This window comes from Streptomyces sp. NPDC034049 (assembly GCF_055575575.1).
On the sequence record NZ_JBVISJ010000006.1, the window covers coordinates 192,909 to 211,582 of the forward strand.

Consider the following 18,674-nt stretch of genomic DNA (forward strand, 5'->3'; position numbering starts at 1 on the left):
CGGGGTGCGGGCCGGTGGGCGCGGGCGCCTACCGGTCGGTGACTCACCCGGCGCCCGCTCCCCTACTTCTCGGTGACCCCAGCCGAGTCGAAGGTCGCCACCTCGTGCATCGCTCTGGCCGCGCTCTGGACGACCGGGAGGGCGAGCAGGGCACCGGTGCCCTCGCCGAGGCGGAGATCGAGGTCGACCAGGGGACGCAGGCCCAGCTTCTGCAGGGCGGCGACATGGCCCGGCTCGGCGCTGCGGTGGCCCGCGATGCACGCGGCGAGGACCTCGGGGGCGATGGCGCGGGCCACCAGGGCGGCGGCGCCGGCGCTGACGCCGTCGAGGATCACCGGCGTACGCAGGGAGGCGCCGCCGAGGAGGAGACCGACCATGGCGGCGTGTTCGAAGCCGCCGATGGCCGCCAGGACGCCGATGGGATCGGCGGGGTCCGGCTGGTGGAGTTCGATGGCCCGGCGCACGACCTCGGTCTTGCGGGCGAGGGTCTCGTCGTTGATGCCGGTGCCCCGGCCGGTGACCTCGGCGGGGTCCGCGCCGGTGAAGACGGCGATCAGGGCGGCGGAGGCCGTGGTGTTGGCGATGCCCATCTCGCCCGTGAGCAGGGCCTTGTTACCGGCCGCCACCAGGTCGCGGGCCGTCTCGATGCCCACCTCGATGGCCTGCTTGGCCTCGTCGCGGGTCATCGCGGGGCCGGTGGTCATGTCGGACGTACCGGCGCGGATCTTGCGCGGCAGCAGCCCGGGGGTGGCCGGGAGGTCGCTCGCCACGCCCACGTCCACGACGCAGACCTCGGCGCCCACCTGGGCGGCGAAGGCGTTGCAGACCGCTCCCCCGCCGAGGAAGTTGGCGACCATCTGGGCCGTCACCTCCTGGGGCCAGGGGGTGACGCCCTGGGCGTGCACACCGTGGTCACCGGCGAAGATCGCGACGGCCGCGGGCTCCGGGATCGGCGGCGGGCACTGGCGGGACAGCCCGGACAGCTGGGCGGAGATGATCTCCAGCATGCCGAGCGCGCCGGCCGGCTTGGTCATGCGCTTCTGGCGTTCCCACGCCTCGCCGAGCGCCTTGGCGTCGAGCGGACGGATGCCGGCGACGGTCTCGGCGAGCAGGTCGTGCGGCTCGGCGCCGGGCAGGGCGCGGCGGCCGTACGTCTCCTCGTGGACGACCCAGGACAGCGGGCGGCGCTTGGCCCAGCCCGCCTGCATCAGCTCGGGCTCCTCCGGGAACTCGTCGACGTAGCCCACGCACAGGTACGCCACGACCTCCAGGTGCTCGGGCAGGCCGAGGGCGCGGACCATCTCGCGCTCGTCGAAGAAGCTGACCCAGCCGACGCCGAGACCCTCGGCGCGGGCCGCGAGCCACAGGTTCTCGACCGCGAGGGCGGAGGAGTACGGAGCCATCTGGGGCTGGGTGTGACGGCCCAGGGTGTGACGGCCGCCGCGGGTCGGGTCGGCGGTGACGACGATGTTGACCGGGGTGTCGAGGATCGCCTCGATCTTCAGTTCCTTGAACTGCTTCGCCCGGCCCTTCGGCAGGGACTTCGCGTACGCCTCGCGCTGGCGCTGGGCCAGTTCGTGCATCGTGCGGCGGGTCTCGGCCGAGCGGATGACCACGAAGTCCCAGGGCTGCGAGTGGCCGACGGAGGGTGCCGTGTGGGCGGCCTCCAGGACACGGAGCAGCACGTCGTGCGGGATCGGGTCGCCGCGGAAGCCGTTGCGGATGTCGCGGCGCTCACGCATGACCTTGAGGACGGCCTCGCGCTCGGCGTCGTCGTAGGGGGGCGCGGCCGGGCCCGTGGGCTGCCGTACTTCGTCCCTCACGTCTTCGGATGCTTCGTCCACCGGGGCCGTGCTCTCTTCGACTGCTGCTGATTCCACTGCTTCTGCCTCCGGCGCCGTCGACTCGCCGTCCTCGTGGTCGGCGGCCCTGGTGTCGAGGTCCTCGGCGTTCTGGACGACGTCCCGGTGCGCGTCGGCCGCCGCCGCGAGCGGCTGCGGTACGACGATCGTCTCGGCCTCGGAGTCACGGGGGGCGGGGACCGTGGCCACGGGCTCGCCGGCCGGCTCTCTGCCGTCCTCGGCCGCCTCTCTGCCGTCCTCGGCCGCGTCCGTCTGTCCCTGGGCCGCCGGGAACTCCACGGGGGCGGGCGTCGGCCCGGCGTCCTCGGGGAGCGGCGGAACGACCATTCCCTGGGGCGGGGTCGGCCGGTCGGCCTCGGGCGCGGGTTCCTGGGAGGTCGGCGCGAGGGGCGGGGCGTCGGGCTCGGCCTGGGGCTGGATGACGGCGCCCTGCGGGGCCTCGATCCGGGAGGCCGGGGCCGCCGGGGTGTCCGCGGCGAGCGGCTCGGCGGTCGTGGGGTCCACGGACGCCGGGTCGGCCGCCGGCTCGGCGGGATGCGGGGCCTCGCCGGTCAACTCGTCGGCGGGGGCGGGTGCTTGGGCGTTCGCGCTGTCGGTCGGCTGGGCTGTCGTGTCCCCGTGCGCGGGCCCCGGCTCGACGAGCGCGTCGGCGGTGACGGGCTGTACCGGCTCCGGCTGCGGGGCGGTCCCGGTGTTCTGCGCGGCCACGACCTGGTCCTGTGCCTGCGCGGGGTTCTGATCAGGCGTCTGCACGGAGGGCTGATCAGCGGTCTGGTCCTGGTCCTGTTCCTGCGCCTGGGTCACCACGTCCTCGGCGGCGGATGCGGCGGGCTCGTCGGCCTGCGGGTCCTGAACCGTGGGGTGCGCGCCCGGCTGGTCGGTCTCCGTCGGCTGCACGCCCTCGGCGACAGCCTCGGGGTGGGGCTGAGCGGCCTCCGCCGCGGTGGCGTCCGGGGTCAGGGGCTCGGCCGCACCCGGCTCCGCCGGCTGGGGCTCCTCGGCGGCCGGGGTCTCCGACGGCACGGGGCCCTGCACGGGCTCGGTGTCCGGGGCGGCGGACGGGGGGACCTCGGCGGTCTGCTCGACCGGGGGCGCGACGGAGGTCTCGGGGTTCCCGTCGTCCGGCGCGACGGTCGCGGTACGCGGGGCCGCCTCGTCGGTGGGGACCTGCTCCCCCGTGGCCCCGGCCGCGTCGGCGACGGTGGCCGGCGCCTGCTGCTCGGGAGCGGTGGTGGCCTGTTCGGGGGCCTCAGCCACGACCGGCGTCGCCGCCGGGTCGGCCTGTGCGGCTGCGGCGGCGTCGGGCTGCGCGGGCGGGACGGCGTCGACGGGCGGGGCCGATGCGGTGGCGTCGGCGAGGGCCACGGCCTCCGCCTCCTGCGCGACCTGGGGGGCGTCCTGCGCCTCGGCGACGGTCTGCGCCGCGATCGGCTCGGGGTCCTGGGCGGCCGGCGGGAAGGGCGTCGCGTCCGGTGCCTGAGCGGCCTCGGCGGCGGGCGCGGCTTCCGCCTCGGGCGTATGGGCCTCGGGGGCCTGCGTTTCGGAGCTCTGGGACTCGGGGGCCTGGGCCTCGGAGGTCTCGGCCTCGACAGGCTGGGCCGAGGGAGTCGTCGGGGCCGGCTCGGGCTGCTGCGTCTCGGCCTGCGGAGCCTGCGCAGCCTCCTCGACGGCCACGGCCACGGACTCGGCGGCCTCAATCGTCTCAGCCGCCTCAACCGCCTCGGGTGCCGTGGGCTCCGCCGCGGGCTCGGGGGCGGGAGCCGCATCGGCGGCCGGCGCTTCGGCGGCGTCCGGCACCTGGGCGGCCTCGACGGCAGCCGCCGCGTCCACCGGCTGCGGGGCCTCGGCCTCGACGACGGGCGACGCCTCGGTCGCCGGCGACGCCTCGGCCGTCGGCGGAACCTCGGCGGCCGGCGCTTCGGCCGCCTCCGGGAGCTGCTCCTCGACGACACCGGGCGCTTCCTCGGCCTCGGGGGCCTGGAGGTGCGCGGCGACCGGTGTCCCGACCGCCTCCGGGGTGCGGAACTGCGCGGCCGCGGCCTCCTGGGCCAGGGCGTAGGCGGCGTCCTGCGCCTGGTGGAGGGCCTCGGGGTCCTGGATCTCCTCCGGGGCCTCGGCGGTCTGTGCGGCCTCCGCCGCCAGGGGCGTCTCGGCCACGGCCACGGAGGGGTGGGCTTCCTGCGGAACGACCGTTTCTGCGGTCCCTCCCGCTGCGGCGACTCCCGGCGCGGGCGTGCCCTGGGCGGGGGCGCCGACCCACTGGGACACGGGCTGCGGGGGCACGTCGAGGTACTCGGGTCCGGTGATGGGCGGCCCGGCGTGGCGTGCGGCGGCGGGCGGTACGGGAGCGCCGGCCGGGCCACGGTCGGCGAGGGAGCGGACCGGGCTGGCGGAGGCGTCGGGGGTCGGCGGGCCGAGGTGCAGCGGGCGGCGGGCCACCGGCGGCTGCGGGACGGGCGTCGCGACGGGGGTGCGGACGGCGCTGAGGTCGTGCGAGCCGCTGTCGCGGCCGGAGATCTCGTGCGGGCCGGGCTCGTGGACGACCTGGACGACGGGCTCGGGCGCGGGCGGCGGCATTTCGTTGCCCCATGCGCCCTGGGCGCCCGGCAGCAGGAGGTCTTCGTCCTCGGCGGCGGTCTCGGAGAGGTAGGTGTACGCACCCGGCGCAGGGACGCCCGGCTGCTCCACCATGCCTGCGCTCTCCGGCTGTCCCTCGCCCGGGACCTGGCCGGTGTCGGTCATGCGTACCCCTCGCCCATCGGTTAGTGCCTCCATGCCAGCTGGCCCGGGAACGGCGCACCTACCGCCCCACTGCTGTGGAGAACGAGCGTGCGTGCCCAGCGGCACGTGACGACCCGCCTGCATGTCGACAAAGCCATTGAATGGCCATTGTCGCGGTCGTACTCCCGTCGCGACAGCTTGATCCGCGCCGGTCCGCTGTGGACTGCGCCACGTTGCGCGTCCTCCCCGTTCCGCCGTACCACACACGCTCTCAAAACGGGCGCGTTTTTAGGACATTGACCGACGAAGTGCCGGGTGTCGACGTGCGGTACAACAGTCGGCCAGCCTACCGCGCCGGTACGACAACCGGATCACTGGGAACGTTCGGGCAGGGTCCCGCTGAGCAGGAACGCGACGCTCCGTTCCCGCTCCGTCCAGGCCCTTGTATCGAGTTCGACGGACTGGACGAACTCGCAGCGGACCTCGTACCCGTGTTCGGTGAGGTCGCGCCCGATGCGCTCGGCGGCGGGGCGGGTGAGCGCGTGCGTGACGATGCGCTGCGGGCGGCGGTCGGCGACGGCGGAGACCACCGCCGCTCCCCCGCCGCCGACGCGGACGACATCCGGTTCGGGAAGGTTCTCCAGGACGTGCGGGGCGGCGCCGTGGACGACTTGGAGCTGTACGCCGAAGCGGCGGGCGGCGAGGGTCGTACGCCCGCAGGCCTCGGGGTCGCGGTCGACGGCGATGACGGCGGCGCCGCAGCGGGCGGCCTCGGTGGCGAAGGCGCCGCTGCCGGAGCCGATGTCCCAGACGAGGTCGCCCACGCGGGGGCCGAGGCGGGTGAGTTGGGAGGAGCGCAGCAGTTCGGCCTCGCCCTCGCCCATGGCGGCGCCGTAGACACCGGAGGGCAGTGCGAAGCCGCGTGGGCCCGCGCCGGGGTCGCGGCCGGCGAGCCAGCCGCCGCCCTCGGCCGCGGTGGCGGGGCCGCCGATGACGATGACGAGGTTGGGGTCGCGCCAGGTGTGGTCGACGGCCTTGTCGGAGGTGACGACGGTGACGCGTTCGCGGGCGGTGCCGAGTTCCTCGCAGATCACGAAGGTGCGGTGAACTCCGTCGAGGAGGAGGCCGAGTTCGGCCGGGCCCGCGCCGGGCGAGGTGAGGACGGCGACCTTGGGGTGGGCGCGGCACACGTTGACCGCTCGGCGCAGCGTACGGCGGTGGGCGACGACCACCTGGGCGTCGTCCCAGGGCATGCCCGCGCGGGCGAAGGCCGCGGCCACGGAGGAGACGCCGGGGACGACCTCGACCTCCAGGCCGAACTCGGGGGCCCTCAGGGTACGGACGACGCCGAAGAAGCCGGGGTCGCCGTCGGCGAGGACGACGGCGGTGCCGCGGTGGCCGGCGATACGGCGGGCGGCGAGGGCGACACTGCCGAGGCGGATGCGTTCGGCGGCCGGGGGCACCTCGGGCAGGGCGAGGTGGTGGGCCGCGCCGGCCACCAGTGTGGCGGCGGCGAGGGCGGAGCGCGCCGCGGCGGTCAGGGGGGAGCCGTCCCAGCCGATCACCGTGACCCGGTCGGCCATCGTCGTCAGTCTCCTGAGGGTCTTCGCAGGTCGTCGGTTTGCCCGCTCGGGGTCCCGTGAGAGTACCTGGTGACGGGGTGGGCCCCGGCGGCCGGGCGGCGGCCTCGCGCGTACCCGTGGGTTGTTCAGTTCCAGTCCGGGTAGGAGCCGAAACCACCGCTGCCGGCCAGTTCCTCGCTCACGCCCTCGATGTCCTCGGGGAGCAGGCTCCAGACGATGAAGTCCGTGCGGATCTCGGTCCAGCCGTCCTCGGCGGTGCGGGTCCGCGCTATGCAGGCGTTGCGCAGCACTCCCTCGCTGATACAGCCGATCTTCTGCGCGACCTGCTGGGAGGCGGTGTTGTCGGCGGCGGTGCGCAGCTCGATGCGTTCGAACTTCTGCTCGCGGAACAGCCATTGGGCGGTCGCGAGGGCGGCTTCGGAGGCGTAGCCCTCGCCGCGCGCCCAGGGGGCGACGACGTACGACAGTTCCGTGGCCCGCACGTGCCAGTCGGTTCTGGTCAGTTGGATGACGCCGACCAGCCGCTGGGTGAGGAACTCGGTGACCGCGAGGTCGAGGCCGCGTCCGGAGGTGCGTTCGGTGGGCGCGTACTCGGCGATCCAGGTACGCGCCTCGCGTTCGGTGAAGGGTTGCGGGATGTCCGTCCAGGCCATCACCTGCTCGTCGTTCATCATCTCGGTGAACGCCTGGATGTCGTCCTCGTCGAACGGGCGCAGAACCAACCGATCCGTGCTGATGGAGATGTCGGGAAAGGTGCTCGTCATGCGCCGCTCCGTAACCTTCGAAAACTTTGAGAGCCTGCTGAACTGCCCAGCATGCAGCATGAAAGCACTGAATCGCACCACAGGGGTCCACTCACGGTGAGGGAGCGGACCCCATGCGTGGCGATACGCCGTTTACGTACGGTCGCAGGTACGGATCGGAAGGGGGTCAGAAGGACGGGATGACGGAGCCGTTGCTCCACTTGTCCTCGATGAACTTCCTGACCTTGTCGGAGGTGAGGAGTTCGGCGAGCTTCTTCACCCGCGGGTCGTCCTCGTTGCCCTCCTTGACGGCGAGGAAGTTGCCGTTCGGGTTGTCCTTGGCCGGCTCGACGGCCAGGGCGTCGTCGGCGGGCGAGAGGTCGGCCTCCAGGGCGTAGTTGCCGTTGATCACCGCGGCGTCGACGTCGTCCAGGGAGCGCGGGGTCTGGGCCGCCTCCAGCTCCTTGAACTTGAGCTTCTTCGGGTTCTCGGTGATGTCGGCGGGGGTCGCGTCGGTGCCGACGCTGTCCTTGAGGGTGATGAGCCCGGCGGAGTCGAGGAGCTTGAGGGCGCGCGCCTCGTTGACCGTGTCGTTGGGGACGGCGACGGTCGCGCCGCTCTTGAGGTCGTCCTTGCTCTTGACCTTGTTCGAGTAGAGGCCGAGCGGCTCCAGGTGCACGGTGACGACGGGCACGATGTGGGTGCCCTGCTTCTTGTTGAAGTCGTCGAGGTACGGCTGGTTCTGGAAGTAGTTGGCGTCCACGGAGCCGTCCTCGGTCGCCGTGTTCGGCAGGACGTAGTCGGTGAACTCCTTGACCTCCAGGTCGAGGCCCGCGTCCTTGGCCAGGTTGTCCTTGACGAAGTTCAGGATCTCGGCGTGCGGGGTGGGGCTGGCGGCGACGACCAGCGGGCCGCTCGTGTCGGACGCGCTGTCGGTCTTGTCCGCGCCGCAGGCGGTGAGCCCGAGGGTGAGGGCTCCGGCGGCGAGCACGGCGGTGGTGAGCTTGGCGGTGTTACGCACGAAAAGTGCCTTTCCTCGTGGGTGCAGCGGTCCCGTCTTGGGTGGGACGGGAGATCTGTGGGTTCCTGAGCGGCGCGGTCAGACCTCGGTGGGCTCGGCCTTGGCCCTCAGCAGCCGGAGTGCCGGTGCGGGGCCGGACCGGCCGCCGCGTCGGTGCAGAGCGCGGGCCGCGTAGTCGCCGGCGAACTGGATGGCGGAGATGACGACGGCCAGGACCGCCACGGTGATCCACATCAGTTCGGTCTCGAAGCGCTGGTAGCCGTAGCGGATGGCGATGTCGCCGAGACCGCCCGCGCCCACCGTGCCGGCCATGGCCGAATAGCCGATGAGGGCGACGACGGTCGTCGTGGCGGACGAGATCAGCGAGGGCAGGGACTCGGGGACGAGGACGCTGCGGACGACGGTCCATGTGCTGCCGCCCATCGCCTGGACGGCTTCGACCAGCCCGTGGTCCACTTCGCGCACGGCCGTCTCGACGAGGCGCGCGAAGAACGGGATGGCGCCGATGGCGAGCGGCACGATGGCGGCCTCGCGGCCGATGGTCGAGCCGGTGACCCAGCGGGTGAAACCCATCAGCGCGACCATCAGGATGATGAACGGCATCGAGCGGGCGATGTTCACGATCTGCCCGACGACCCTGTTGACGAGGACGTTCTGCAGCAGGCCGCCGCGGTCCGTGAGGACGAGCAGGATGCCGAGCGGCAGTCCGCCGACGACGGCTACGAGAGTGGACCAGCCGACCATGTAGAGGGTGTCCCAACAGGCCTGCTCCAGCAGGGGCCGCATCTCGGACCAGGTCACTTGGCACCTTCCTTCACCGTCGTGGACGACAGCGCGGGCGCCGGTGCGGACGACGGCGCGGACGCCTGGGCGTCCCGGCCGACCACGTCGATCTGGAGGCCCTGTTCGCGCAGGAAGCCGACGGGAACCACGTTGTCCTCGTAGCGGCCGGGCAGTTCGATGCGCATCCGGCCGATCTGGAGGCCGCCGACGGTGTCGATGGCGGCGCCGAGGATCGAGATGTCGATGTTGTACGTGCGGGACAGCTGCGAGACGACCGGCTGCGTCGCGGCCTCGCCGTGGAAGGTGACGTCGAGGACGGTGCGGTCCTCGCCCGTGGCCTCGCCGCTCACCGGGAAGAGCGCGGCGGCCAGTTCGGACCCCGGGGTGGCGAGCAGTTCGCTGACGGTGCCGGACTCGACGAGGCGCCCCTTCTCCATCAGGGCTGCGGAGTCGCAGACGCTCTTCACGACGTCCATCTCGTGCGTGATGAGCAGGACGGTCAGGCCCAGCTGCCGGTTCAGGTCGCGCAGCAGCGCGAGGATCGAGCGGGTGGTCTCCGGGTCGAGGGCACTGGTGGCCTCGTCGGAGAGGAGGACCTTGGGGTCGCCGGCCAGTGCGCGGGCGATGCCGACGCGCTGCTTCTGGCCGCCGGAGAGCTGGGCCGGGTAGGCCTTGGCCTTGTCGGCGAGGCCTACCAGGTCGAGCAGTTCCAGGGCCTTGCGGGATCGCTCCTGGCCCGACCTGCCGAGGATCTCCAGCGGCAGCTCGACGTTGTCCTGGACGGTGCGGGAGGAGAGCAGGTTGAAGTGCTGGAAGACCATGCCGATCCGGCTGCGTGCCTCCCGGAGCTGCCGGCCGGCGCGGGGGCCGCGCCCGGCCAGGGCGGTGAGGTCCTGGCCTGCCACGGTCACTGTTCCGGAGGTGGGGCGTTCGAGGAGGTTGACGCAGCGGATGAGCGAGGACTTGCCGGCGCCGGACTGGCCGATCACGCCGTACACCTCGCCCTCGCGTACATGCAGATCGACGCCGTCGAGGGCGGTGACCTCGCGGCCACGACCTCGGTAGACCTTGGTCAGGCCCGATGTGGTGATCACTGGATTTCCGTCACTGTCGAGTGCGCGGGCGTGGGTGTGCCCGGGCACGGGTGCAAGCGGTCAGGGACGCGACACGGTTCTCGCGGTGGCGATGGAACCGGAGGAGAACTGGTGCGCGGGAGGCTCGGTCCGTCACGCGCGGTGGCGTGCGGGGCCTTCTAGAAGGCGCACATTCGACACATACAACGAGCACCGGGCGTCATCGTCGCCTCGGTCGCAAGGGTGCGGCAGCTCGTCGTGGTCATGAGATCAGTAAAGCAGATGTATGTAGCAGGTGAGAGAGGGCTGTCCGTATGGCGGACACGTTTGAGAGGCATATGAGCAGGTGAAGTGTGGTGCCGTCCACCCTGTGGGCATCCGGCGTTGTGGCCAAGGCCACGATGCGCGCCCCACGGGTCTCCCGGCCCGGGGCCGGGCGCGGCGGGATTCGGGGCCGTAATAGGGTCGCGGCATGCTTGTTGCCCTGACGGTGACGACCGCCGTCGCCGCGCTTCTCCTCGCCGCGTGGTGCGGCTGGGCCGCGTATCGCGATCAGCCGACCAAGGACTGGCACTTCATCGGCATGGCCGTGGTGTCGGTGCTGGCCCTCGTCCAGCTGGTCGTCGGGATCGTGCAGCTGGCGCGCGGGGAGAAGCCGGAGCAGGGGACCACGATCTTCGTCTCCTACCTCCTCGGGGCGTTCGCCTGTGTGCCCGTCACCGGGTTCATGTCCCTGGCGGAGCGCACCCGCTGGGGCAGCGTGACCGTCGCCGCCGGGGGTGTGGTGCTCGCCGTGCTCCAGGTGCGGCTCTACGACATCTGGGGAGGCTGAGGTGACCGCCACGGACGACGTGCCGCAGCGGGAGAAGCGGGCACGGCTCATCAGCGGGCCGGGGATGCTGCTGGTGTGGCTCTACGGCGTGATGGTCGTCGGGGCCGTGTCGCGGTCCGCCGTGCAGATCTCGACGGAGTTCGAGCACGCGCCGCTCGCGTACTCGCTGTCCGCGCTCGCCGGGGTCGTGTACGGGTTCATCACGTACGCGCTGGTACGGGGCGGGGAGTTCGCCCGGAAGGCGGCGCGGCTGTGCTGCGCGGCCGAGCTGTCGGGTGTGCTGGTCGTGGGCACCTGGACGCTGGTCGAACCGTCCGCCTTCCCGGACGCGACCGTCTGGTCCGACTTCGGCATGGGGTACCTGTTCATCCCCGTGCTGCTGCCGATCACCGCCATGTACTGGCTCAGGAAAGGCGCGCGGCAGGGGGAGACCGCCTGAGGGTCTCAGGCGGCCGCGGGCTCGTCGTGGCCGGTCGCGCGGTTCCCCGCGCCCCTTTCGGGGCGCCTCTCGTCACGCGGTCGTCGCGTACGCCTCCGCCGGCTTCTCCAGCACCACCATCGGTACGCCGTCCTGGCCCTGGCTGGTGCCGACCGTCTCGTAGCCGACCCGGCGGTACAACCGCAGGTTGCCCTCGCTGCGGTGGCCCGCGCTGAGGCGGAACCTCGTGGCGCCGCGCTCCTCGGCGAGGGCCGACTCGGCGGCGCGCAGGAGTCGCGCGCCGATGCCGTGCCCCTGGAGACGCGGGTGGACGCAGAGTTTGCCGATGGCGGCGGTGCCGTCGGCGTCGAGGGCGCCGCGCACGGAACCGATCACCTCGTCCCCGAGCCTGGCCACGAACACACAGTCCGAGGCGACCTCGGCACGGACGGAGTCGAGGCTCTGGACGAGCGGATCGATGCGGTAGTTGCCGTACAGCGCCGCCTCGCTCTGGAAGCACAGGTACTGCAGCTTGAAGATCTGCTCGGCGTCCTGCTCGGTCGCCACCGAGATGGTCACGCTCATGCCCATGTGTGCACGCCTCCCGCTCACCTGCTCACCCGATGTCCTTCACTCCTATCCCCGTGGTTCGCGCGCCGCAACCTCCGTCGCCAGCAATCGGCGAAGACATCCCAGACATCGGGAACGTTCCGGACCGAGGCTGCCCTGTGAGATACCCAACTCGCCCGCGATCTCACGGTAGGTGAGGTCCTTCGGCGACAGCAGGGCGCCGAGCAGCCGGGGGCAGCGGCCGGGGAGCCGGCGCACGGCGGCGCGGAGGGCGCGGCGGCGGGCCGCCGTGAGCGCCATCTGCTCGGGGCCGGGCATGTGCTCGTCGGCGGGCTCGGCGGCGTAGGGCCGTTCGACCCGGGCCGTACGGCGACTGAGGCGGGCCTCGAAGCGGACGGCGCTGCGCAGCCAGCTCTCGGGATCCGCGGGCGGACCGTCGGTGTCGAGCCGTTCCAGCAGGCGCAGCCAGACGGCCTGTTCCAGGTCCCCCGCCTCGGCCCCGGCCGCGTACGCCTCCGCCGAGGCCTCCGCGACCAGCAGGGGGCGGAGGTCGGCGAGCATGTCGTGTGTCATATGCCCCGGGACGCCGCCGCCCCGGCGGGGGTTGCCGGGGCGGACGGGAGTCACCCCAACCGGGGCTCGGGGCTCAACCGTTGACGCTCGAACGCATGCGTGGTCCGGTCAGTCGCCGACGAAGTCCGCGTGGGCCAACAGACCGGTGTCCGGGTTGTCGGTGAAGATGCCGTCGATGCCGGTGTCGAAGTACACCTTGAACGCGCCGAAGGAGTCGCCGTAGGCGTTGGCGTCCGTGCCCTTGCGGAAGTTCGCGGGCAGGAAGGTGTTCTCGTTGCGCATCGTGTAGGGGTGCAGGATCAGGCCCTCGGCGTGCGCGTCGGCGACGAGGGTGGTCGGCGTGGTCAGGTTCCCGCCCGAGTCGCGCGGGATGATCAGGTCGAGCGTGGGGCCGATCCCGTTGGCGTACGAGGCGATCCAGGCGAGCCCGGCCGGCTTGACCAGGTCGGCGACGGTGCGCGGGTCGCCCGCCTCGACGAAGTCCCAGGGACGGGTGGCGGCGCCGGAGAGCAGGACGACGAGCGGGCTGTCGACCAGCCGGTTCAGGCGCTGGATGCTGCTCGGCTCGAAGGACTGCAGGAAGACGGGCGAGTTCTTCCGGTGCCGGTCGTACTTGCGCAGCAGCTTGGCGAGCGGCTCCTCCAGCGCGAGGCCCAGCTTGCGGAAGTAGGTGGGGTGCTTGGTCTCGACGTGCAGCCAGACGCGCCTGCCCCGCTTCCTGCCCTCCCTGTCGGCCCAGCGCAGCACCTCCTCGAAGGAGGGGATCTCCCAGCGGCCGTCGTAGAGGGTGTTCTCCTGACGGTTGCCCGGGATGCGCTCCTTGGCGCGCAGGGTCTTCAGCTCGGCGAGGGTGAAGTCCTCGGTGAACCAGCCGGTGTAGGTGACGCCGTCGACGACCTTGGTGGTCCTCCGGCCGGCGAACTCGGGGTGGGCCGCGACATCGGTCGTACCGGTGATGTCGTTCTCGTGACGGCATACGAGATGGCCGTCCTTGGTGGGCACGAGGTCCTGCTCGATGACGTGCGCGCCCATGTCGAGGGCGAGCTGGTACGAGCCGAGCGTGTGCTCCGGGCGGTAGCCGCTGGCCCCGCGGTGCGCGATGATCGTCGGCACCGGCAGGCTCCGATAGCCGCCCGAGTGGCCGGCCGCCTTGGCGTCCGGCGTGGCCTCGTCGGCTCTCGCCGCGGCCGGCGGTCCGAGGACCGCTCCGCCCGCGCCGAGCACCGCGGCACCTAGCAGCGCCCGTCGGCCCGTTCCGCGTCCCCGCTCGTACGCGTCCTGCGACTGCCGCGACTCCTGCGTCCCCATGAACGGCTCCTCCATCGTGATGCCCTGCACCTGTCAAAGCGGGACGATCGTAGGTGTCCTGAGGTGACCGACGGGATACCTGGGACCGAACACGCGGAAGACGCCCTGTGTCGCACGGGAGGCGGAATTTGACGGAGTGTCGGTTCGGTGACGCGATGTCCGTCACATGTGGCGGCCGGGTGACAACCCGCCACCACAGCGTCACCGCAGGTAAAACAGCGTCAACAGTTGGTATCCACTCGGTGAACCCGACGTGCGCCGCCCCGTGGGCCGGGAGTATCGTCCTCACCTGCACAGACTTGTACCGGAACGCTTGACATGGGAGGGCCCGTTGTCCCGCTTCGTGCTCATCAAGGCAGTGCTCGGACCGATCATGCGCCTGATGTTCCGCCCCCGGGTGGAAGGCGCGGAGCACATTCCGGGCGACGGCCCGGTGATCCTCGCCGGCAACCATCTGACCTTCATCGACTCGATGATCCTGCCGCTGGTCTGCGACCGGCAGGTCTTCTTCATCGGCAAGGACGAGTACGTCACCGGCAAGGGGATCAAGGGCCGTCTGATGGCCTGGTTCTTCACCGGGGTCGGCATGATCCCCGTCGACCGCGACGGCGGCCGGGGCGGGGTCGCGGCGCTGATGACCGGCCGTCGCATCCTGGACGAGGGCAAGGTGTTCGGCATCTACCCCGAGGGGACGCGGTCGCCCGACGGCCGGCTGTACCGGGGCCGTACCGGCATCGCCCGGCTGACGCTGATGACCGGGGCGCCGGTCGTGCCGTTCGCGATGATCGGCACGGACAAGATCCAGCCGGGGGGCGCGGGGCTGCCGCGGCCGCACCGGGTCACCGTGCGGTTCGGCGAGGCGATGGAGTTCTCCCGGTACGAGGGGATGGATCGCGACCGGTACGTGCTGCGGGCGGTGACCGATTCCGTGATGGCCGAGGTCATGCGGTTGTCGGGGCAGGAGTATGTGGACATGTACGCGTCCAAGGCCAAGGAAGCGGCGTAGCTCCGCTGGGGGTGCCGGGTTCGGTCGTCTGTCGGGTGCGGGTCGGTGGGGGCTGGTCGCGCAGTTCCCCGCGCCCCTGACCTCGTTGTCCTTAAGCGGCGTTCTCCAGGCTCTGTCCGCGGGGGGTGCCGGGGCTTCGGTTGGTGGTGAGGTGCGGGTCGGTGGGGGTTCTCGCGCAGTTCCCCGCGCCCCTGACCTCGTTGTCCTTAAGCGGCGTTCTCCAGGCGCTGGCAGCGAGGGATGCCGGGGCTTCGGTTGGTGGTCCGGGGGCAGGGCGGTGGGGGTTCTCGCACAGTTCCCCGCGCCCCTGACCTCGTTGTCCTTAAGCGGCGTTCTCCAGGCTCTGTCCGCGGGGGATGCCGGGGCTTCGGTTGGTGGTGAGGTGCGGGTCGGTGGGGGTTCTCGCGCAGTTCCCCGCGCCCCTGACCTCGTTGTCCTTAGGCGGCGTTCTCCAGGCTCTGTCCGCGGGGGGTGCCGGGGCTTCGGTTGGTGGTGAGGTGCGGGTCGGTGGGGGTTCTCGCGCAGTTCCCCGCGCCCCTGACCTCGTTGTCCTTAAGCGGCGTTCTCCAGGCGCTGGCAGCGAGGGATGCCGGGGCTTCGGTTGGTGGTCCGGGGGCAGGGCGGTGGGGGTTCTCGCACAGTTCCCCGCGCCCCTGACCTCGTTGTCCTTAAGCGGCGTTCTCCAGGCTCTGTCCGCGGGGGATGCCGGGGCTTCGGTTGGTGGTGAGGTGCGGGTCGGTGGGGGTTCTCGCGCAGTTCCCCGCGCCCCTGGGGGCGCTGGTCCTAAGCGGCGTTCTCCAGGCGCTGTCCGCGCAGCATGAACCAGGCTGCCGCCGCTGTGGCCAGGAGGACCGCCGCGCCCGCGCCCGCGGCGATCGTGAGGCCGTCGACGAAGGACTCCATCGCGGCGGACAGCAGGGCATCGGCCGTGGCCGGTGGCATTCCCGCCGCCGCCTCGACCGCGCCGCCCAAGGACTCGTGCGCCCCTTCCGGGGTGCCCGCGGGGGCCGCGAAGTCGCGGTAGACGCCGGTCACGATCGAGCCCAGGACCGCGATGCCGAGGGCCGCGCCCAGCTCGTACGCCGTTTCGGAGACCGCCGAGGCCGAGCCCGCCTGTTCCTTGGGGACGCTGGAGAGGATGACGTCGGCGGTGACGGTGAAGGAGAAGCCGGCGCCGATGCCGACGACCAGCAGCGCGACGCCGATCAGCGGGTAGCCGGTGGAGCGGTCGACCAGGGTGAGCAGGGCCAGGGCCAGGCCGATGGCCGCGAGACCGCCCGCCACCACCGAACGGACGGAGAAGCGGCGGGCCGCCGCTCCGGCGGCCAGCCCCGCGGCCACCGCTCCGATCGCCGCCGGAAGCTCGGCGAGACCCGCCTCCAACGGGCGCCGGTCCTGGACCAGTTGCAGGAACTGGGAGAGGAAGAAGACCAGGCCGGAGAGGCCGAGGATGGTCAGTAGGTCGGCGAGGACGGCCCCGGAGAACCCCCGGTGGCGGAACAGCCGCATGTCCAGCAGCGGGTGCGGCAGGGTGAGCTGACGGCGTACGAAGAAGAACAGTCCGGCGAGGCCGAGGAGGCCCGCGGCGAGCGCGTTGCCGTCGACGCCGTGGGTGGCGGTCTCCTTCACCGCGTACACGACACCGATCATGCCGACCAGCGACAGGCCGACGCTGAGCATGTCCCACGGGCCCGGGCTCGGGTGGCGTGACTCGGGGAGCAGCTTGATGCCGACGAGCACCAGGACGGCCATCACGGGCAGGTTGATGAGGAAGACCGAGCCCCACCAGAAGTGTTCGAGCAGGAAGCCGCCGACGACCGGGCCGACGGCCGTACCGGCGGAGGCCGTGGCGCCCCAGACGCCGATGGCGAGGCTGCGCTCACGCGGGTCGTGGAAGAGGTTGCGGATCAGGGCGAGGGTGGCGGGCATCAGGGTCGCGCCGGCGACACCGAGCAGCGCCCGCGCGACGATCATCATCTCGGGCGTCGTCGCGTAGGCGTTGAGGACGGATGTCGCGCCGAACGCCGTGGCGCCGATCAGCAGCAGCTTCTTGCGGCCGATGCGGTCGCCGAGGCTGCCGGCCGAGACGAGCAGGCCCGCGATGACGAACGAGTAGATGTCGCCGATCCACAGGAGCTGGGTGCCCGAGGGCTTCAGGTCCTCACTGATGTAGGGGGTCGCGAGACCGAGGACGGTCGCGTCGACGGCCACCAGCAGCACGGCGAGCACCAGGACGGCGAGCGCGAGCCAGCGGCCCGGCCTCTTCTCCGCCTCGACGGTGCGGGCCGGCCGCAGGGTGCTGGTCATGATTCCTCTCTCGGTTGTTCGGGGTGACGCGGGTGTTCGGGGTGGCGCGGGGGTTCGGGGTGGCGCAGGGCGCCGCCGAGCAGCAGCTCGGCGATCATGAAGGTGAAGTCCTTGGCGGCCACCCGGCCTTCGGAGACGGCCCAGGCGCCGGAGGCCAGCAGGCCGTAGAGCGCCTCGGTGAGCCAGGCCGGTGTGAGGTCGATGCGGAACTCACCGGCCGCCTGGCCGCGTTTGAACAGGGCCGCGATGCGCTCGTCGATCCGGGCCCAGCCCTCGTGCTGCCCTTCCCCCTCGAACAACTGGTTCTCGGTGTAGAGGAAGGCGAGCAGGCCCGCGGCGGGTTCGATCTCGCGCACCAGCCGGCGGACGGCGTCGCGCGCCGGACCCTCGTCCGGGCGCGCCGCGTCCAGCGCGGCCTCGCACTCCGCGATGCCGAGGGCCTCCAGCGCCCGTACGAGCGCGTCGCGTCCGGCGAAGTGGCGGTGCAGCGTGGCCCGGCTGATCCCGGCGGCCTTGGCGACCTCGTCCATGGTCGCGGTGGACTTGCGGGTCAGCAGGGCGGCTGCGCTGCGCAGCACGTGTTCACGATCGACGGCCATGAGACAACCATAGCCCACATGAGACATTCGTGTCTCATGTGGGCTATGTGCGTCTCATGGCCCTGCGTCTCGCCGAGAGGCGTGGCGCTCAGTGCCAGGGCAGGCTGCCGCGCTTGTCCCAGTACGTGCGCGGGTCCTCGGCGAGGCCCGCGAGGCGGGCCAGCTGGTCGTCGTCGAGGTCGACGACCGCCGCGTGCAGGTTGGAGGCGAGCTGGCTGGTGGTGGCGGCGCCGGAGAGGACGACTCCCGCCCACGGCTGCCGCAGGATGACCGCCAGGGCGACCGCGTCGCAGCCGAGGCCCGTCGCCTCGGCGACGGCCCTGAGCGCGTCCGGGGCGTGCGGACCGGCCAGTCGGCCGTTGGCCATGCCCTCCTTCACGATCACGGTCAGACCGGCGTCGTGCGCCTCGGAGAGGGCGGGGGCGGCGGAGGTCTCCAGCGCGTTGTACGTCGACTGGACGGCACGGAAGAGGGGTTCGCCGTCGACGGTCACGGCGAGGGCGGTACGGATGGCGTCCGCCTGGGCCGGACCGCTGGTGGAGAAGCCGACGGTGACGCCCTGGGCGGCCGCCTCCGCGAGCCTCGCGTGGAGTTCCTTGTCGGTGAGGGCCGGGCTGTCCGGGGTCACCGAGTGGATCTGGTAGAGGTCGAGCCGGTCGCCGAGCAGTTCGGCGGTCTCGGCGCGCTGCCGCTCGTACGTCGCGAGGCCGTGGTCCTTGACCTCGTGCTTCTCGGCGTCGGTGGTCCAGTCGGCGGTGTAGGTGTAGCCCCACTTGCTGCCGATGACCACGTCGTCGAGGCCGGGGCGGGTGCGGAGCCAGTCGGCGAGGAACTCCTCGGAGCGGCCGTAGGAACGGGCCGCGTCGAAGTAGCGGACGCCCTGGGCATAGGCGGCGTCGAGGAGTTCGTGGGTGCGGGTGCGGAGGGCTTCGACGGTGCGGGTCTCTCCGAGGTCGGCGTCACGGCCGAGGGTGATGTAGCCGGGACGGGCGACTGCGGCCAGACCGAAGCCGAGGTGGCAGGTGGGGGTGGTCGCGGCGGCGAGTCGGGCGAAGGGCATCGCGGGCTCCGTTCGGGTCGGCTCCTTGCGGTTCCTGAGCCAACGTAACCCGTGATGACCTTCGCTGTGGGGTGTGGGTGGGGTGGGGCTCCGGGGGATTTTCGCCCCCGGAGCCCCTACCCGTCCCATCCACGAGGGGCTGCGCCCCTTTGACCCCCACGCGTCCGTTCGGTGGGGGCTGGTCGCGCAGTTCCCCGCGCCCCTTAAGGGGCGGA

At 72.2% G+C, this 18,674-nt stretch carries 15 protein-coding genes; 3 read left to right on the plus strand and 12 right to left on the minus strand.

Annotated elements, in window-relative coordinates; genetic code table 11:
- Positions 1–62: 62 nt before the first annotated feature.
- The 6 genes from cobT to ACZ52C_RS19665 form a co-directional block, all read right to left on the minus strand.
- Complete coding sequence (cobT, locus tag ACZ52C_RS19640; RefSeq protein ID WP_469075914.1) at positions 63–4,604, minus strand: nicotinate-nucleotide--dimethylbenzimidazole phosphoribosyltransferase; 4,542 nt, start codon at positions 4,602–4,604, stop codon at positions 63–65.
- A gap of 350 nt (positions 4,605–4,954) precedes the next feature.
- Positions 4,955–6,166: a precorrin-6y C5,15-methyltransferase (decarboxylating) subunit CbiE gene (gene cbiE, locus ACZ52C_RS19645; RefSeq protein WP_469075915.1), complete on the minus strand. Its 1,212-nt coding sequence runs from the start codon at positions 6,164–6,166 to the stop codon at positions 4,955–4,957.
- A 125-nt stretch (positions 6,167–6,291) separates the two neighbouring features.
- Positions 6,292–6,930 carry a GNAT family N-acetyltransferase gene (locus ACZ52C_RS19650; protein ID WP_469075916.1) on the minus strand — a complete coding sequence of 213 codons (639 nt, stop codon included), beginning with the start codon at positions 6,928–6,930 and terminating at the stop codon, positions 6,292–6,294.
- A gap of 166 nt (positions 6,931–7,096) precedes the next feature.
- The gene (locus ACZ52C_RS19655; protein WP_469075917.1) at positions 7,097–7,930 is read right to left on the minus strand and encodes a MetQ/NlpA family ABC transporter substrate-binding protein; all 834 of its coding nucleotides are present in this window, start codon (positions 7,928–7,930) and stop codon (positions 7,097–7,099) included.
- Between the two features lie 78 nt (positions 7,931–8,008).
- On the minus strand, positions 8,009–8,731 hold the full coding sequence (locus tag ACZ52C_RS19660) for a methionine ABC transporter permease (RefSeq protein ID WP_469075918.1): 723 nt from the start codon (positions 8,729–8,731) through the stop codon (positions 8,009–8,011).
- Entirely contained in the window at positions 8,728–9,807 is a 1,080-nt protein-coding gene (locus ACZ52C_RS19665; RefSeq protein ID WP_469075919.1) for a methionine ABC transporter ATP-binding protein, read from the minus strand. Before ACZ52C_RS19665 ends, ACZ52C_RS19660 begins: the two co-directional genes overlap by 4 nt.
- Before the next feature lie 451 nt (positions 9,808–10,258).
- Between ACZ52C_RS19665 and ACZ52C_RS19670 the strand changes: the two genes are divergently transcribed.
- Together ACZ52C_RS19670 and ACZ52C_RS19675 are read left to right on the plus strand one after the other, a co-directional pair.
- A complete protein-coding gene (locus ACZ52C_RS19670) occupies positions 10,259–10,618 on the plus strand; it encodes a hypothetical protein (protein ID WP_045557182.1) in 360 nt (119 codons plus the stop codon).
- 1 nt (position 10,619) lies between these two features.
- The gene (locus ACZ52C_RS19675) at positions 10,620–11,057 is read left to right on the plus strand and encodes a hypothetical protein (RefSeq protein ID WP_469075920.1); all 438 of its coding nucleotides are present in this window, start codon (positions 10,620–10,622) and stop codon (positions 11,055–11,057) included.
- 72 nt (positions 11,058–11,129) lie between these two features.
- Here the strand turns inward: ACZ52C_RS19675 and ACZ52C_RS19680 are convergent, their stop codons facing one another.
- The 3 genes from ACZ52C_RS19680 to ACZ52C_RS19690 all read right to left on the minus strand — a co-directional run bounded on the left by ACZ52C_RS19680 (position 11,130) and on the right by ACZ52C_RS19690 (position 13,487).
- Positions 11,130–11,627 (minus strand): GNAT family N-acetyltransferase, encoded by a 498-nt coding sequence (locus ACZ52C_RS19680; RefSeq protein ID WP_086803075.1) that lies wholly within the window; start codon positions 11,625–11,627, stop codon positions 11,130–11,132.
- A 45-nt stretch (positions 11,628–11,672) separates the two neighbouring features.
- Complete coding sequence (locus tag ACZ52C_RS19685) at positions 11,673–12,179, minus strand: RNA polymerase sigma factor (protein ID WP_469075921.1); 507 nt, start codon at positions 12,177–12,179, stop codon at positions 11,673–11,675.
- A 108-nt stretch (positions 12,180–12,287) separates the two neighbouring features.
- Entirely contained in the window at positions 12,288–13,487 is a 1,200-nt protein-coding gene (locus tag ACZ52C_RS19690; RefSeq protein ID WP_469075922.1) for a glycerophosphodiester phosphodiesterase, read from the minus strand.
- A gap of 331 nt (positions 13,488–13,818) precedes the next feature.
- Between ACZ52C_RS19690 and ACZ52C_RS19695 the strand changes: the two genes are divergently transcribed.
- On the plus strand, positions 13,819–14,493 hold the full coding sequence (locus ACZ52C_RS19695) for a lysophospholipid acyltransferase family protein (protein ID WP_045557177.1): 675 nt from the start codon (positions 13,819–13,821) through the stop codon (positions 14,491–14,493).
- 783 nt (positions 14,494–15,276) lie between these two features.
- On the opposite strand, the gene ACZ52C_RS19700 is transcribed toward ACZ52C_RS19695, so the two are convergent.
- The 3 genes from ACZ52C_RS19700 to ACZ52C_RS19710 form a co-directional block, all read right to left on the minus strand.
- Complete coding sequence (locus ACZ52C_RS19700; RefSeq protein WP_469075923.1) at positions 15,277–16,800, minus strand: MFS transporter; 1,524 nt, start codon at positions 16,798–16,800, stop codon at positions 15,277–15,279.
- Positions 16,797–17,399: a TetR/AcrR family transcriptional regulator gene (locus tag ACZ52C_RS19705; RefSeq protein WP_469075924.1), complete on the minus strand. Its 603-nt coding sequence runs from the start codon at positions 17,397–17,399 to the stop codon at positions 16,797–16,799. Before ACZ52C_RS19705 ends, ACZ52C_RS19700 begins: the two co-directional genes overlap by 4 nt.
- An 88-nt stretch (positions 17,400–17,487) precedes the next feature.
- The gene (locus tag ACZ52C_RS19710; RefSeq protein ID WP_469075925.1) at positions 17,488–18,459 is read right to left on the minus strand and encodes an aldo/keto reductase; all 972 of its coding nucleotides are present in this window, start codon (positions 18,457–18,459) and stop codon (positions 17,488–17,490) included.
- Positions 18,460–18,674 lie beyond the last annotated feature (215 nt).